The organism is Vibrio eleionomae (genome assembly GCF_009874545.1).
GTDB lineage: Bacteria > Pseudomonadota > Gammaproteobacteria > Enterobacterales > Vibrionaceae > Vibrio > Vibrio nitrifigilis.
In genome coordinates this window covers 1-16,102 of record NZ_WEKT01000005.1, presented here as the reverse complement: position 1 = coordinate 16,102, position 16,102 = coordinate 1, and the positions used below count along the sequence as shown (strand labels likewise).

Below are 16,102 nucleotides of genomic sequence, written 5' to 3'. Positions count from 1 at the left end.
GAAAGTTATGAAAGTATTTAATGATAAACAAGTCTGGTTTGTGACCGGTTCTCAACATCTTTATGGTCCTGAAGTATTACAACAAGTAGCTAAAGATAGCGGTGCTATTGTCAATGGTTTGAATTCTGCTGAATCTATTTCAGTGCCTATTGTAGAAAAAGGCATTGTAAAAACACCGGATGAAATTTTAGGTGTGTGTCGTGCGGCGAACAATGACCCAGACTGTCTTGGTTTAGTACTTTGGATGCACACTTTCTCTCCAGCAAAAATGTGGATTGCCGGTCTATCTGAACTGAACAAACCTTTCTTACACTTGCACACTCAATTCAATGCAGCTCTCCCTTGGGATACCATTGATATGGATTTCATGAACCTGAACCAAAGTGCTCACGGTGACCGTGAATTTGGCTTCATTGGTACTCGTTTAGGTTTAGATCGCAAAGTGGTTGTTGGCCACTGGGAAGATCCTGAAGTTCACCATCAAATTGATAACTGGTGTCGTGCCGCCGTAGGTAAACAAGCAGGTCGCGACCTAAAAGTGGCTCGTTTTGGTGACAACATGCGTCAAGTAGCGGTTACTGAGGGTAATAAAGTTTCAGCACAAATTGCATTCGGTTATGAAGTGAATGCTTACGGTTTAGGTGAGCTTTCTGAAGCGGTGAATTCTGTCTCTGACGCTGATGTTTCTCGTCTTTTAGATGAATACGCATCAACTTATGTTATGGATCCCAAATTACTGCACGACAGTGATTTGCTGAAAATCATGCAAAAAGAAGCACGCTTAGAAGCAGGTATGGAAGCTTTTCTGACTTCTGTTGGTGCGAAAGCCTTTACCAATACATTTGAAAACTTAACCGGTATTGATAGCTTACCTGGCCTTGCAACCCAACGCTTGATGTCAAAAGGTTATGGTTACGGCGGTGAGGGTGACTGGAAAACGTCTGCGATGACTCACATCATGAAGACGATGGCTCAAGGTTTGTCTGGCGGTACTTCATTTATGGAAGATTACACCTATAACTTTGGTGGTCGCGGCCAAATTTTAGGCGCGCACATGTTGGAAGTTTGTCCATCGATTGCTGCAGCTAAGCCTCGTCTTGAAATTCATACACACACTATCGGTGTTCGTTGTGAAGTTCCTCGTTTACTCTTCTCTGGACAAGCGGGGCCTGCCGTGGCAGTGTCTGTTATTGATTTAGGAAACCGTTTCCGCATGTTGGTTAGCAAGGTCAATACCGTTGAGCCACCTGCAGACCTACCAAAACTTCCAGTTGCACATGCTCTATGGGAACCAGAACCTAATATCCAAACTGCAGCTGCTGCGTGGATTCATGCTGGCGGTGCTCACCATACTGTTTACACTCAAGCAGTGACCTTAGATACATTGGGCGACTATGCCGATATTCTGGGTATGGAAATGGTGGTCATCGATGAAAACACTAACATTCGTCAGTTCAAAACTGAATTGAAAGCTAATAGCATGTACTACCGTTTAGCATCTGGTATCTAAATACTGATTTAATATTGGTATAAGTAAACTTAGCCCTTTCTCATTTGAGAAGGGGCTATCGGCTTGAGGTAGTAAAATTGGTTAGTGAGGAATCAGCTCCCAATCGTTGCTACACCATTGCACAAAATCATTGGCAGCTGAGAGTCGCACGGATTACTCCGACGACTTTTCAGGTTGTGCATGGTGATACGCTTGTTTTTGAAGGTCGGTTAATCATTGAAAATAATGGACAACCGATAAATTTAGAGTCTGTTCAATGGAAGTTTCGACACCGCGCTGATCGTGTAGAGCAGTGGGGGCAAATAAGTCATGTCGATCAGCTTTCCATAAACATGAATTACTACTTCCATCAAGGGGCTCTAGTGATAGAGTACCTGGCGCGCAATAGTATTCCCACGCGACTTGAAATTCGTCATGAGGTTCACGCCAAAGATTTATCGCCAGTGGGTCAACTAAGCACTCCTTTACCAGAAGTAAATCATCATTGGCATCGACGACGACACGGCTTGCCGAGCGACTTTTTAGTTCAGTCTGCAAGTACAGACCTGTTCAGGGAAGCATTTTCAGCAACTCAATGGATTGTGTTAGATAAAATGTGAACTAGAAAATCGTAATTGGTCGATGTGCAACATACACTAGCGATAAACATCAACGAAGCCTTTGGTATGCAGAACACCGATCCATTAAAACCGGGTTATAACTTTGACGCTCATCTCGTCGCCGGACTGACTCCTATTATTGAGGGGGATGAACTCGATTTTCGTATCGAACGACCTAATGGGATGAAAGGCTACATCATTAACTTTACTAGTAAAGGTGAAGGGTCTATTTTCTCTGGCGAAAACGAGTTCAAAGTACGTGCCGGAGATATTTTACTTTTCCCACCAAGTGCGGCTCACTTGTATCAGCGTAGTGCTGATAGTGCTTCATGGTTCCATCGTTGGGTCTACTTTAGACCTCGTGCGTTTTGGAATGATTGGCTGACTTGGCCAACAGAAGTGAATGGTGTCTATGTGACTCAAGGATTACCATTGTCGGTGACCCAGCCATTAGAAGAGTTGTTTATTGATATTGAATATACCGCAAAGTCCGATTTGCCATATCGCAATGACTTATCAATCAATTTATTAGAGCAGCTTTTAATCCGATGTAAAACCGTTCAACCAGACGTGGTAACTAAGCCCATTGATCCACGTGTGATTGAAGCAATGAATTACATGACACAGAACTTAAATCAAGATTTCACCTTAGAAGATGTTGCTGCCCATGCTTGTTTGTCGCCTTCACGCTTAGGGCATCTATTTCGTGATGAGATGAAGATGACCATTACCCAATGGCGCGATGATCAGCGTATTAGCCGTGCCAAGCAGCTGTTAGTGACCACTCACTATTCAGTTAACCATATTGGTCGTATTGTTGGGTATTCCGATCCACTCTATTTTTCTCGTGTATTCAAACGTAAAGCCGGGGTTAGTCCTAAGCTCTATCGTGAGCAAATTACCTAATATACCCAAATGACCTCAAGATGCAGGATTCAGAGCTTCATCAACGAGCCTAGATCAAGCTCAATCACGGTTGGAATGGTCATTCCCTTTCAACGTGTATAATATCGACATCGAAGAATGAAATAAGCAGCATTGGTCACCCATGCTGCTTTTTCTTTACCCTTGAGACGGTGCTTCTTGAGAGGCTTTTTTACTTTTGAATTGCTGAATAACCAAACCACAAATGATCATCACTAACCCCACTAATGTTGACGGGTGGATGGTTTCGCCAATGATGGTGGCCAATAGAATCAGAGAAATAAAAGGGGATATAAAAATCAGGTTGCTGACTCGGGCCGTGTTATTGGTATTTTTTAAAGCACTTAACCATAAAACGAAGGTAATACCCATTTCAAATAGCCCCACGTAGGTAACAGCTAACCAGCCTTCACCATTGATATGGTGCCAATCTGAACCTTCGTAAAGGCTTAACATGATCGCAAATGGAATTGCGACTAAAAAGCCTAATAACACGCTGATGATGGGGTCAGCTTTATTTTTGGCATTCAGAATCCAATAACCAGACCATAGTAAAGTGGAGAACAGCGCTAAGGCCACACCTGAGGTGCTGTCAAATTGAAGACTCAACACATCGCCTTTGGTGGCAATGACAATCACACCGATATAACTCAGTACGCATGCAATCCAATCTTGTTTACGAATCGTTTGCCCTAAGAAAAAAGCGGCCATGAGTGTCAAAGTAATCGCCCAACTGTAGTTGATGGATTGAGCCTGAGAGGCTGGCAATAAATCATAGGCTTTGAATAAAGTGACGTAATAGGCCAAAGGGTTCACTAATCCGAGCAATAAGTAATACCATGGATTAGAGAGAAAGGTTGCAGGAAGCTGTTTTAAACGGCCGGTACATTGACAAATAATGATTAAAGCAAGAGCAGAAACAATGCTTGCTGCTGTGAGCATTTGAACAGGCGTAAATTGAGCCAAAGTTAGCTTAAACGCAGTTGCAACTGTTGACCATAATAGCACCGCAGATAACCCCAGCCCGATGGCTCGGCGTTCATTCATGAGAAGAGTTCCAATAAAAGTAAGTAAATCTAGTCTATAGGGTGATTTATCGTGCGACAAACTGGACATTTATCCAGTATGGAAATACCATTTTCAACAGAGAATACAACTGGGTAAGCAGTCATTATGCAATGGATCATTGAACATCAACTCACGCTTTTGTCTTCGCTAGTTAGTGCCGCTGTTGCAGGGGGTGTTGCGAGCTGGTGGATCAAGCAAAAGTTGCAGTTAAAGTCACAACTGCTTGAACAGCAACTTGAAAGCCAAACGCATTGGCACCAGCAGCAAGTTGAACAGCTTAAACGATCTCTTCAGGAGGCTCAGCAAGAGCTTGAGGACTTGGATAGTCAGCGTGATCGTGCTGAATATGAATTGAAACAATCACACGGTAAGGTAATGGCAGCATTGGAAAAGCTGCGTTATTTTGAAGCAGTTAAACAAGAACGACAGCAATATGCCGATGATTTAAATAAAGCTCGTGAACAGAAGGCCCAACTGGAAGTTCAATTACACGAACAACAAGCTCGTCATCAACAGCAGCTGGAATCTAACCAAGAAAAATTGGCGTTGCTAGAACGAGCGGAAGAACGTTTAAAGCAGCAGTTTGAACACCTTGCTAATCAGCTGTTTGAAGCAAAAACGGCCAAAGTTGATCAACAAAACCAACAAAGCTTGGCTGGGATTTTGAATCCGCTACGCGAGCAATTGGAAGGGTTTAAAAAGCAAGTCAATGATAGCTTTAATCATGAATCAAAAGAGCGTCATACCCTAGTTCATGAATTAAAGAACTTGCAGCGTTTAAATGAACAAATGGCGAAAGAAGCGGTCAATCTGACCGAAGCGTTAAAAGGTGACAATAAACAGCAAGGGAATTGGGGTGAGGTCGTCTTAGCGCGAGTGCTTTCGGAATCAGGATTACGTGAAGGCCATGAATATCAAACACAGGTAAGTTTGCAAAACGAAGCCGGTAAGCGTTATCAACCGGATGTGATCGTTTATTTACCTAACGATAAACAAGTCGTCATCGATTCTAAAATGACGCTGATCGCTTATGAACGCTATTTTAATGCGGAAACCGATGAGCAGCGTGAACGCGCTTTGCGTGATCATTTGCTCTCAATTCGTAGTCATATAAAAGGGTTAGGACAGAAGGATTATCATCAACTCAAAGGCATCAAAACACTGGATTATGTGTTGATGTTTATTCCGGTAGAACCCGCGTTCCAAGTCGCTATTCAGGCCGATCCTAGTTTGGTGAATGATGCGATGGAGCAAAATATTATTTTAGTAAGTCCGACAACGCTATTGGTTGCATTGCGTACTATTGATAACCTATGGCGTAATGAACGGCAAAATCAAAACGCACAAATTATCGCTGAAAGAGCGAGTAAGTTGTACGATAAGCTGCGTTTATTCGTAGAAGACATGGAAGGCTTGGGGACATCGCTTGACCGAGCTAACCAAAATTATCAGGGCGCCATGAATAAGCTGGTATCGGGTCGTGGGAATGCGATTCGTCAGGCCGAAAGTTTTAAGCAGTTGGGAGTAGAGATCAAACGCTCTATTCGCAGCGGCATTGCTGAGCGTTCTCAATTTGATGCGAATGAGGAAAATACGTTGTCGGAAAGACATCAGGCAACGGATAAAGTAAACTAGCTCATCCCCAGTCGCAGTTTGATAGTTAGGCTCTTGTGCCTAAGAGGAAAAGAAATGACGGACATCCGCGTAAATTCGAACTCAGAAGAGACTCAAGAAACAACGCATTTCGGTTTCGAAACCGTTAATAAATCAGAAAAAGCAAGCAAAGTAGCCCAAGTATTCACTTCAGTTGCGACCAAATACGACATCATGAACGATTTGATGTCTGGTGGCATTCACCGGTTATGGAAACGTTTTACGATTGATTGTGCCGGTGCTCGACCTGGCCAGCGTATTCTCGATTTGGGCGGGGGTACTGGGGACCTAACCGCTAAATTTTCTCGTATTGTTGGTGAGAAAGGTCATGTAGTTCTTGCTGATATTAACAACTCAATGCTGAATGTAGGGCGCGATAAGCTGCGTGATCATGGCATTGTTGGCAATGTCCACTATGTACAAGCGAATGCAGAAGAACTGCCATTCCCAGATGACTACTTTGACTGCATTACCATTAGCTTTTGCCTACGTAATGTGACAGACAAAGATAAAGCAATTCGTTCTATGTTTCGAGTTCTGAAGCCAGGCGGTCGTTTATTGATTTTAGAGTTTTCTAAACCTGTTTTTGAACCTTTATCAAAAGTGTACGATGCATACTCATTCCATATTTTACCAAGAATGGGGCAAATGATTGCTAACGATCCTGAAAGCTACCGTTACCTGGCTGAATCGATTCGAATGCACCCAGATCAAGAAACGTTGAAAGGGATGATGGACGACGCAGGCTTTGAACAAACGCAGTATTTCAATTTAACTGGTGGGATCGTTGCATTGCACCGTGGTTATAAATTTTAAGGTTGCCTTATGCCATTTGTACCTTTGGTTACAGCTGTCATCGAAACATCGCTTAACACTCTGATAAACGATAACCCAGATTTGGTTCGTCGTTTAGCACGACTAAAAGGTCAAGTGATTCAGCTGCACCTTAAAGAGATAAATAAAACCCTGACGTTTATATTTAGTCAGCAGATTGATGTGTTATCTGACTATGAAGGTCAGCCTGATTGCTATCTATCACTACATTTGTCGGTATTACCACAATTGCGAGAGCAGGCGAATATCACACAGTTGATTAAGCAAGATAAAGTGGTGTTAGACGGCGATATTCAGTTGGCGCAAAAATTCGCGCAGTTGATGACTGATTGTAAGCCGAATCCTGAAGAGTGGTTATCTCGCGTGACCGGCGATGTTGTTGCTCATTCTGTCGTGCAAGGCTCCAAAGATATTTTCCAATTTGTGCAAGATCGTGTGAATAAGCACAACGCACATTTTGGGCAAGTGTTGACGGAAGAGTGGCGCATTGCACCAGCACCTCTAGAAATCGCCGATTTTTGCGATCAAGTGGATGAAGTGAAAAGCCAGGCTGCTCGTGTTGAGGCAAAAATTCAACAACTGTTGGAAACTCTATGACCCTGTCAGAAATGAAACGACTTTATCACATCATTAAGGTGCAACTTGAATATGGTGTGGATGAGCTTTTACCTAATCATGAGTTAACCAAGGCGCCGTTACTGGCCCGTAAAGGTCTATTCTGGATTAGAAATAAGCACTCCGATCGTCCATTAGGTGAGCGTTTACGCCTCGCTTTACAAGAGTTAGGGCCTGTTTGGATTAAGTTGGGACAGATGATGTCAACTAGACGTGATCTGTTTCCCCCCCATATCGCAGATGAACTTGCTCAGCTACAAGATAGAGTTTCTCCTTTTGATGGCGAATTGGCTAAACAGCGTATAGAGTCTGAACTTGGTGGTCCTATCGACACATGGTTTGACGATTTTGATATCAATCCGCTAGCGTCAGCTTCGATCGCTCAAGTCCATACAGCGAAACTGAAAGCAACAGGTCAAGATGTTGTATTAAAAGTCATTCGCCCTGATATTCAACCCGTTATCGATGCCGATATTAAGCTGATGTATCGCTTGGCTCGTATTGTAGCAAAAGCGGTCCCAGATGCGCGTCGTTTGAAACCCGTTGAAGTTATTCGTGAATACGAGAAAACTCTGTTAGATGAATTGGATTTGCGCCGTGAAGCGGCCAATGCCATTCAATTAAGACGTAACTTTGAAGGCAGTGAAGAGCTTTATGTTCCTGAAGTACATACTGACTACAGCACTCAATTTGTCATGGTTTCGGAACGTATTTACGGTATACAGGTCTCAGATCTTGCTACGTTAGAAGCCAATGGCACGAATATGAAGTTACTCGCTGAGCGTGGTGTCAGTGTTTTCTTCACACAAGTATTTCGTGACAGCTTTTTCCATGCTGACATGCATGCTGGCAATGTGTTTGTTTGCCCAGAGCATCCGGACAATCCACAATGGATTGGTCTCGATTGTGGGATTGTCGGTACCTTAAATAACGAAGATAAACGGTATTTGGCCGAGAACTTCTTAGCTTTCTTCAATCGTGATTATCGTAAAGTGGCTCAACTACATGTTGATTCGGGTTGGGTGCCTTTTGACACCAACATTGATGAATTTGAAGTCGCGATTCGGATTGTTTGTGAACCTATATTTGCAAAACCTCTATGTGAAATTTCCTTTGGTCATGTGTTATTGAATTTGTTTAATACCGCACGTCGTTTTAATATGGAAGTTCAACCACAGTTAGTTCTTTTGCAAAAAACCTTACTGTATGTGGAAGGCTTAGGTCGCCAGTTGTACCCGCAATTAGATTTGTGGGAGACGGCAAAACCTTTCTTAGAACAGTGGATGAGGCAGCAAATTGGACCTCAGGCAGTAATAAATGCTGTCAAACAACGTGCACCGTACTGGGTGGAAAAATTACCCGAGCTACCAGAGCTACTTTATGATAGCCTCAAACAAGGTAAAGTGATGAATCAGCGCATCGACCAGCTTTACCAAGGATATCGAGACAGTAAGCGACAACACGCAACCGGTAAATTTCTTTTTGGTGTGGGTGCAACACTTATCGTTTGTTCTACCATTTTGTTTACGAGTAATTTGGAACAAATTGCTTTAGGTAGTGGGACAGTCGGTATTCTATTTTGGCTGTTAAGCTGGCGCTCTTATCGCCGCTAAACGAGACATTAATCAGTTAAGTAATAACCCGAGGTATAGAAAATGGGTGGAATCAGTATTTGGCAACTGCTTATTATTGCTGTCATCGTGATCCTGCTGTTTGGCACTAAAAAACTACGCGGCATCGGTGGTGATCTAGGCGGCGCTGTTAAAGGTTTCAAAAAAGCAATGGAAGACGAAGACTCTAACGCTGCGAAGAAAGATGCAGATTTTGAAGCAAAAAACATTGAACAGCAAAACAGTGCATCTGCAACCACAGCAGAAACTAAAAAAGATAAAGAGCAGGCATAGATAGTGTTTGATATCGGTTTTTGGGAACTGGTATTAATCTCCGTTGTTGCTCTGGTTGTTCTCGGTCCAGAACGTTTACCTCATGCGATTCGTTCCGTTGCTAAATTTGTTAGTGCGGCGAAAAGTATGGCGAATAGCGTTAAGGATGAGCTTTCTCAAGAATTGAAGATTCAAGAGTTACAAGAGAATTTACGTAAAGCTGAAAAAATGGGGATGAAAGACCTTTCTCCCGACTTGCAAAAAACGGTGGATGAGCTGAAGAAATCAGCCCAAGACGTTCAGCGTTCTTATGCAAATGAAAATCAGCCGGAAGCGTCATCTGAAACCGATGAAAAAGAAGCTACCGTTCAAAAAACAGCTTCTTCATCTACTGTTACCGACAAAGCCGACTAATCCTTTATTAGAGAGTTACCTGTAGTTTGAGGGTAACTCTTTTTGATCCGTTTCTATGGGGTTCTAATGTCTTCAGTTGAAAATGAGCAGACTCAGCCTCTGATCACTCATCTGCTTGAGTTGCGTAATCGCTTATTACGCAGTGTTGCAGCAGTATTAGTGGTCTTTCTGGCACTGGTCTATTTTTCTAATAATATCTATGAGTTTATCTCAAGGCCATTAGTGGATCGTCTTCCTCATGGCGCGAGTATGATTGCGACCGATGTGGCTTCTCCACTGTTTACACCACTTAAACTGACATTAATTGTGGCTGTATTTATTTCTGTACCTTATATCCTTTATCAGGTATGGGCGTTTATCGCTCCTGGTTTATATCGTCATGAACGGCGCCTCATCTTTCCTCTTCTGATGTCGAGTTCATTACTGTTTTATTGCGGCGTTTCCTTTGCGTATTTTGTCGTATTTCCACTTGTGTTCGGTTTCTTTACTGCTATTTCGCTTGGCGGGGTTGAGTATATGACCGATATCACCAGTTATCTCGATTTTGTTCTTGCTCTATTTTTGGCATTTGGGATCGCTTTTGAAGTGCCTGTTGCGATTATCTTATTGTGTTGGACTGGCGCAACAGATGTAAAAAGCCTCAAACAGAAGAGACCATACATCGTGGTCGGTGCTTTTGTTGTTGGTATGCTTTTAACTCCTCCAGATATGATTTCACAAACCTTACTCGCTGTGCCTATGTGCTTGTTGTTTGAAATTGGTCTGTTCTTTGCTCGTTTCTATACAAGAAGAGATGAGATAGATGATGAAGCGGAAAGCGCAGAAGAATAGAATGGATATAGATTTAAAAAAGCGACCAATTGGTCGCTTTTTTATTGGGAGTTAAAGCTGAAATAAATGCTTGGCATTACGGGTCGTAATCGTATCGATTTCTTCGGCTGAATAAGGCGTTAACTCCACAATTCTGTCGAGCACGAGGCGAGTGTAGGATGGCTCGTTACGTTTACCTCGATGCGGAACCGGAGCGAGGTAAGGGCAGTCTGTTTCTAAAATGACGTAATCCATATCCAGATGGGGAATCACTTTATCCATTCCACCATTTTTAAATGTAGAGACCCCACCTAACCCTAGGTGAAAGCCCAGATCATTAATCGCTTTAGCTTCCTCAATGCTGCCTCCGAAACAGTGGAACACTCCTCGAAGATTGCCATCTTGTTCTTGTTTAACCAGTTGTAAGGTTTCTTCCATTGAGTCACGCGTGTGGATCACTACCGGAAGTTGTTTTTCTTTTGCCCAGCGCATTTGACTGATAAAGGCGATTTCCTGTTCTTTTTTAAACGTTTGATCCCAATATAAATCAATCCCAATTTCCCCCACAGCAATAAAAGGATGCTTATCGAACCATGCTAACATCTTGTTTAGTGTGGTTTGATAATCCTGTTTTACGTCACAAGGGTGTAACCCCATCATCGAACGACAGATAGTTGGGTAGGCGGCTTCTGTTGCTAGCATCGGTTCAATGGACGCTAAGTCGATATTCGGCAGCAGAATATGTTCAATACCTTGTTCGATAGCGCGCTCTACGACCTCATCTCGATCGTGATCGAATTCTTTAGCGTAAATGTGAGCATGAGTATCTATCATGATGGTCTCTCGTTGCTTGGGTGTTATTTATTCGCAGTATACGTTAGTCAGCGTTGTGAATCATTGAAGGATTTTTCGTTATTCCTCTGGTACAGAAAGTTAAGAGTGATATGATTTTGGTAACACTTCCAAAATAAAGCTCAACCACCACCGCATCTTTGGTGCTGTGCGTGTCATAAAGAAGGAGAGTCTAGTGTCCATATCTATCCAAGGCCAATTCCCTGGCCGTCGTCCTCGTCGTATTCGTAAACATGATTTTAGCCGCCGTCTTATTGCAGAAAATACACTGACTGTCAGTGATCTTATCTATCCTGTTTTCGTGCTTATGGGTAAAGGACGTCGTGAAGAAGTGGAATCAATGCCTGGCGTTGATCGCTTATCTATCGATTTACTTATTGAAGAAGCGCAATATCTAGCCAATCTTGGTGTGCCTGCTTTGGCGCTATTTCCTGTCGTGAACCAAGATGTGAAAACCTTGGATGCAGCAGAAGCATATAACCCAGAAGGTTTAGTGCAACGTGCTGTGCGGGAGCTTAAAGCTCATGTGCCAGAGATGGGGGTTATTACTGATGTGGCTCTAGACCCTTATACTACGCATGGTCAGGATGGCATTATTGATGAAACAGGGTATGTTCTGAACGAAGAAACAACCGAAGTGCTTGTTAAGCAAGCTCTGTCTCATGCTGCCGCAGGTGCAGATGTTGTTGCTCCATCAGATATGATGGATGGCCGAATTGGTAAAATCCGTGAAGCATTAGAAGAAGCGGGACACATATACACTCAAATTATGGCCTATTCAGCGAAGTATGCGTCGGTTTACTATGGTCCTTTCCGTGATGCAGTTGGCTCATCTAGCAATTTAAAAGGTGCGGATAAGAAGAACTACCAAATGGATCCTGCTAATAGCGATGAAGCATTACATGAAGTTGCAATGGATGTGAACGAAGGTGCCGATATGGTCATGGTTAAGCCTGGTATGCCGTATTTAGACGTTGTTCGTCGAGTTAAAACGGAACTTCAAGTGCCAACGTTCGCTTATCAAGTATCTGGTGAATATGCGATGCATAAAGCTGCGATTATGAATGGGTGGCTGAAAGAGAAAGAAACCATCATGGAATCTTTATTGTGCTTTAAGCGTGCTGGTGCTGATGGAATCCTAACGTATTTTGCTAAAGATGTTGCTGAATGGTTAGCTCAAGAAAATGCGGAAACAGCGCAGTACCTTAAACGAGACTAATTCTATTATTTAATCATTATCGTCGGGTAAAGATAGAACAAACGGGTTGACTAGTAGTCAGCCCGTTTTTTGTTTTAAAGATTCATATCACGAATAATTGAGAGCAAGATCTCTTTTATGGTATGGCTCTAAAAAATAATGAGACTTTTTCTCATTTAGGTGTTGACTATTAAATGAGAATAATTATTATTAACCATGTCTTAGGGAATGACGTAGCGGTTTAGACGAGAAAGTAACTTAAGCTCTTATTTCGGTAACGTTACAATTTTTGTTCTAAATCCACGGAAGTTCTTTTTGACACGACATTGCTCACATTGCTTCCAGTGTAATTTAGGCTTTATGGTGAAGCTGATTAAATTTGGCTTTAACCTGTATTGCTAGGCGACATCTTATGATGTCGCTTTTTTTATGCCTCGGATTTGGCGTTTGCCATCAAATTCTTCAACCAACCGTTTGCGTAAACTTTTTAATCGTTGAAACTTCAAACAATAGGATCTGATCTCGATCCCAGCTTAGTAATCGATAGCGTAAAAATCTTGTCCACAAAGTGTGATCGAAGAACGATCATAAAAAGAAAGATCGATCTAATTATTTTTATTTAAAAAACAACAAGATAGCTTTTATTTTTGATGTTTAAAAGACGGTTTGATAACCAGTGGATAAAAAATATAAACAGACTTATCCACAGGGGGGGGGTTGTTTAGCAGAATATTTGAACAACGTGATCTTATTGAGTAAAACTAGCTAGGACATGGAAACCAAGCAGCAGTCGTGGCATCCTTACCCATTAACCAATAATCTCACTTGGACAGCAAAACAATTATGGCTCGCATACCTGATAACCCACTCATTCTTATTGATGGTTCTTCTTATCTCTATCGTGCATTTCACGCCTATCCAGGCACGATGAGTAACGGTGATATTCCAACCAATGCCATATATGGTGTGGTTAATATGGTCCGCAGCATGATGCGTCAATTTTCTTCAGATCGTATTGCGGTCGTATTTGATGCAAAAGGTAAAACATTCCGCGATGATATGTATCCGGAATACAAAGCCAATCGCCCACCAATGCCTGACGATCTTCGTTGCCAAATTGAGCCGTTACATAACATTATTAAGGCATTAGGTTTACCTCTGATTTGTGAGTCAGGTGTTGAAGCTGATGATGTGATAGGTACGTTGGCAAGCCAAGCATCGAAAGCAGGTATGCCGGTACTCATCAGTACCGGAGATAAAGACATGGCTCAGCTTGTTGATGATAACGTGACTTTAATTAACACCATGACAAATGTCGTGATGGATCGTGAAGGGGTTATCGATAAGTTTGGGATTCCACCTGAATTGATCATCGATTACCTTGCGCTTATGGGAGACAAAGTCGATAACATTCCAGGAGTTCCTGGTGTTGGTGCAAAAACGGCTTTAGCCTTATTACAAGGCATTGGTGGTTTAGATGAACTGTACGCCAATTTAGATAAAATCGAACCTTTAGGTTTCCGTGGTTCAAAAACGATGGCGAAGAAACTTGAAGACAATCGTGAGAACGCTTACTTATCTTACGAATTGGCCACCATTAAACTCGATGTCGAGATGGAATTTTCTCCAGAATCGCTACTTAAGCAAACGCCAGAAAAAGATCGGTTGGTTGAGCTCTATGGTCAAATGGCATTTAAATCTTGGTTAACTGAGTTACTTGATGGTGGTGATGGTACTGTTGTCGCTGATGAAAAATCCGGAGCGGGTCGCTACAGTGATCCAGAAAAAAAATCGGTTGAATCTGTTGCAGTAAAAATAGACCGTAGCCAATATCAAACCGTACTGACCAAAGATGAATTTAATCAGTGGGTTGAAAAACTAAAAGTTGCGAAAGAGTTTGCTTTTGATACGGAAACTGACAGCCTTGACTACATGGTAGCGAATTTAGTCGGTGTTTCTTTTGCAATTGAAGAAGGAAAAGCTGCTTATGTTCCTGTTGCTCACGATTATTTAGATGCGCCAGAGCAATTAGATCGTGATTGGGTATTAGCCCAGCTTAAGCCGTTGCTAGAAGATGCAAATTTGGCGAAAGTCGGCCAGAACTTGAAGTATGATGCGAGTGTTTTAGCGCGTTATGATATTCATATGCAAGGCATTAAACATGACACCATGTTGGCGTCTTATGTCTACAATAGCGTCGGCGGCAAACATGACATGGATAGCTTAGCATTACGCTTTCTTCAGTATAGTTGTATTTCATTTGAACAGGTAGCAGGCAAAGGTAAAGCGCAACTTACTTTCAATCAGATTGATTTAAATGAAGCCGCCCCTTATGCCGCAGAAGATGCCGATGTTACTTTGCGTTTACATCATCAGTTGCAATCGCTTATTGAAGAAGATGAAGCTTTACAAAAAGTATACCAAGACATTGAAATGCCATTAGTGCCTGTGCTTTCTCGTATGGAAAGAGCAGGGGTCTTGATTGATGACATGTTGCTTGGTGCTCAATCGCAAGAAATCGCTCAACGATTGGATGAACTAGAACAAAAGGCGTTTGACATTGCAGGTCAGGAATTCAATTTAGGTTCACCTAAGCAGTTACAAGCGATTCTATTTGAAAAAATGGAATTACCTGTTGTGAAGAAGACACCGTCAGGTGCTCCTTCCACTAACGAAGAAGTTCTGCAAGAACTTGCGTTAGATTACCCATTACCTAAAGTGATTCTCGAATATCGAGGTTTAGCGAAACTCAAGTCCACGTACACTGATAAATTGCCGAAGATGATTAATGCGGCAACTGGACGAGTTCATACTTCGTATCACCAAGCGGTCACAGCCACAGGACGTTTGTCTTCTACCGATCCAAACTTGCAAAATATACCAGTGCGTAATGAAGAAGGTCGTCGTATTCGCCAAGCTTTTGTTGCGCCACATGGCCGCAAGATCATGGCAGTCGACTACTCGCAAATCGAGTTGCGGATTATGGCGCATCTTTCTGGCGATAAAGCACTCGTGGATGCGTTTAAGCATGGAAAAGATATTCACGCTGCTACAGCGGCTGAAATACTAGGCACTACGATTGATAATGTGACGAGTGAGCAACGTCGACGAGCTAAGGCCGTTAACTTTGGCTTGATTTATGGCATGAGTGCTTTTGGTTTGGCAAAACAGCTTGGTATTCCACGCGGTGAAGCCCAACATTATATGGATACTTATTTCGAACGCTATCCTGGTGTCATGCAGTATATGGAAGATACACGTAGTCGAGCTGCTGAGCGGGGTTATGTCGAAACCATTTATGGACGTCGTTTGCACCTACCTGAAATTAAATCACGTAATGGTATGCGTCGCAAAGCTGCGGAGCGTGCTGCGATTAATGCTCCTATGCAAGGCACTGCAGCCGATATCATCAAGAAAGCGATGTTATTGGTCGACGAATGGATAGAACAAGAAGGCAATGGTCGAGTGACTTTGTTAATGCAAGTACACGATGAATTGGTTTTTGAAGTTGATGAGTCATGTTTGTCCGAAATTGAAAGTAAAGTACAAGAATTGATGGAATCAGCTGCAGATCTGCATGTTCCTCTTGTGGCAGAAGCTGGGCATGGTGATAACTGGGAACAAGCACATTAGGTTAAATTTTGACTAATTTGCCTCAATAGTATGAGCCAGCGCACAGTCGCTGGCTTTTTTATATAAAGAAAAAAACTTTTTTGTCGCTTTAAAAAACAAGGTATTAAAA

14 protein-coding genes are annotated in these 16,102 nt (G+C 42.4%); 11 read left to right on the top strand and 3 right to left on the bottom strand.

The annotated features are described in order from the left end of the window. Positions 1–7: 7 nt before the first annotated feature. Complete coding sequence (gene araA, locus F9817_RS04350) at positions 8–1,510, top strand: L-arabinose isomerase (RefSeq protein ID WP_161153745.1); 1,503 nt, start codon at positions 8–10, stop codon at positions 1,508–1,510. A gap of 213 nt (positions 1,511–1,723) precedes the next feature. On the opposite strand, the gene F9817_RS04345 is transcribed toward araA, so the two are convergent. Then, on the bottom strand, positions 1,724–2,047 hold the full coding sequence (locus F9817_RS04345; RefSeq protein ID WP_161153744.1) for a hypothetical protein: 324 nt from the start codon (positions 2,045–2,047) through the stop codon (positions 1,724–1,726). 86 nt (positions 2,048–2,133) lie between these two features. On the opposite strand from F9817_RS04345, the gene araC reads away from it, so the two are divergent. Then, positions 2,134–3,015 (top strand): arabinose operon transcriptional regulator AraC, encoded by an 882-nt coding sequence (araC, locus tag F9817_RS04340; protein ID WP_345789711.1) that lies wholly within the window; start codon positions 2,134–2,136, stop codon positions 3,013–3,015. Between the two features lie 156 nt (positions 3,016–3,171). On the opposite strand, the gene F9817_RS04335 is transcribed toward araC, so the two are convergent. Then, the gene (locus F9817_RS04335) at positions 3,172–4,080 is read right to left on the bottom strand and encodes a DMT family transporter (RefSeq protein ID WP_161153743.1); all 909 of its coding nucleotides are present in this window, start codon (positions 4,078–4,080) and stop codon (positions 3,172–3,174) included. Between the two features lie 126 nt (positions 4,081–4,206). Here F9817_RS04335 and rmuC point away from each other — a divergent pair, with 126 nt between their 5' ends. The 7 genes from rmuC to tatC all read left to right on the top strand — a co-directional run bounded on the left by rmuC (position 4,207) and on the right by tatC (position 10,331). Continuing rightward, on the top strand, positions 4,207–5,736 hold the full coding sequence (gene rmuC, locus F9817_RS04330; protein WP_161153742.1) for a DNA recombination protein RmuC: 1,530 nt from the start codon (positions 4,207–4,209) through the stop codon (positions 5,734–5,736). Positions 5,737–5,790: 54 nt separating this feature from the next. Beyond that, positions 5,791–6,570 carry a bifunctional demethylmenaquinone methyltransferase/2-methoxy-6-polyprenyl-1,4-benzoquinol methylase UbiE gene (gene ubiE / locus F9817_RS04325; protein ID WP_161153741.1) on the top strand — a complete coding sequence of 260 codons (780 nt, stop codon included), beginning with the start codon at positions 5,791–5,793 and terminating at the stop codon, positions 6,568–6,570. Between the two features lie 9 nt (positions 6,571–6,579). Continuing rightward, complete coding sequence (locus tag F9817_RS04320) at positions 6,580–7,185, top strand: ubiquinone biosynthesis accessory factor UbiJ (RefSeq protein ID WP_161153740.1); 606 nt, start codon at positions 6,580–6,582, stop codon at positions 7,183–7,185. After that, the gene (gene ubiB / locus F9817_RS04315) at positions 7,182–8,816 is read left to right on the top strand and encodes a ubiquinone biosynthesis regulatory protein kinase UbiB (protein WP_161153739.1); all 1,635 of its coding nucleotides are present in this window, start codon (positions 7,182–7,184) and stop codon (positions 8,814–8,816) included. Before F9817_RS04320 ends, ubiB begins: the two co-directional genes overlap by 4 nt. Positions 8,817–8,858: 42 nt before the next feature. Then, positions 8,859–9,107 carry a Sec-independent protein translocase subunit TatA gene (tatA, locus tag F9817_RS04310; RefSeq protein ID WP_161153738.1) on the top strand — a complete coding sequence of 83 codons (249 nt, stop codon included), beginning with the start codon at positions 8,859–8,861 and terminating at the stop codon, positions 9,105–9,107. Between the two features lie 3 nt (positions 9,108–9,110). After that, complete coding sequence (tatB, locus tag F9817_RS04305; protein WP_161153737.1) at positions 9,111–9,500, top strand: Sec-independent protein translocase protein TatB; 390 nt, start codon at positions 9,111–9,113, stop codon at positions 9,498–9,500. Positions 9,501–9,566: 66 nt separating this feature from the next. Beyond that, positions 9,567–10,331, top strand: a complete 765-nt coding sequence (gene tatC, locus F9817_RS04300) for a twin-arginine translocase subunit TatC (RefSeq protein WP_161153736.1) — start codon at positions 9,567–9,569, stop codon at positions 10,329–10,331. A gap of 51 nt (positions 10,332–10,382) precedes the next feature. Here tatC and F9817_RS04295 read toward each other — a convergent pair whose 3' ends face one another. Next, positions 10,383–11,144, bottom strand: a complete 762-nt coding sequence (locus tag F9817_RS04295) for a TatD family hydrolase (RefSeq protein ID WP_161153735.1) — start codon at positions 11,142–11,144, stop codon at positions 10,383–10,385. Positions 11,145–11,337: 193 nt separating this feature from the next. On the opposite strand from F9817_RS04295, the gene hemB reads away from it, so the two are divergent. Together hemB and polA are read left to right on the top strand one after the other, a co-directional pair. Continuing rightward, on the top strand, positions 11,338–12,381 hold the full coding sequence (gene hemB, locus F9817_RS04290) for a porphobilinogen synthase (protein WP_161153734.1): 1,044 nt from the start codon (positions 11,338–11,340) through the stop codon (positions 12,379–12,381). A gap of 822 nt (positions 12,382–13,203) precedes the next feature. Continuing rightward, complete coding sequence (gene polA, locus F9817_RS04285) at positions 13,204–15,993, top strand: DNA polymerase I (protein ID WP_161153733.1); 2,790 nt, start codon at positions 13,204–13,206, stop codon at positions 15,991–15,993. Positions 15,994–16,102: the final 109 nt, after the last annotated feature.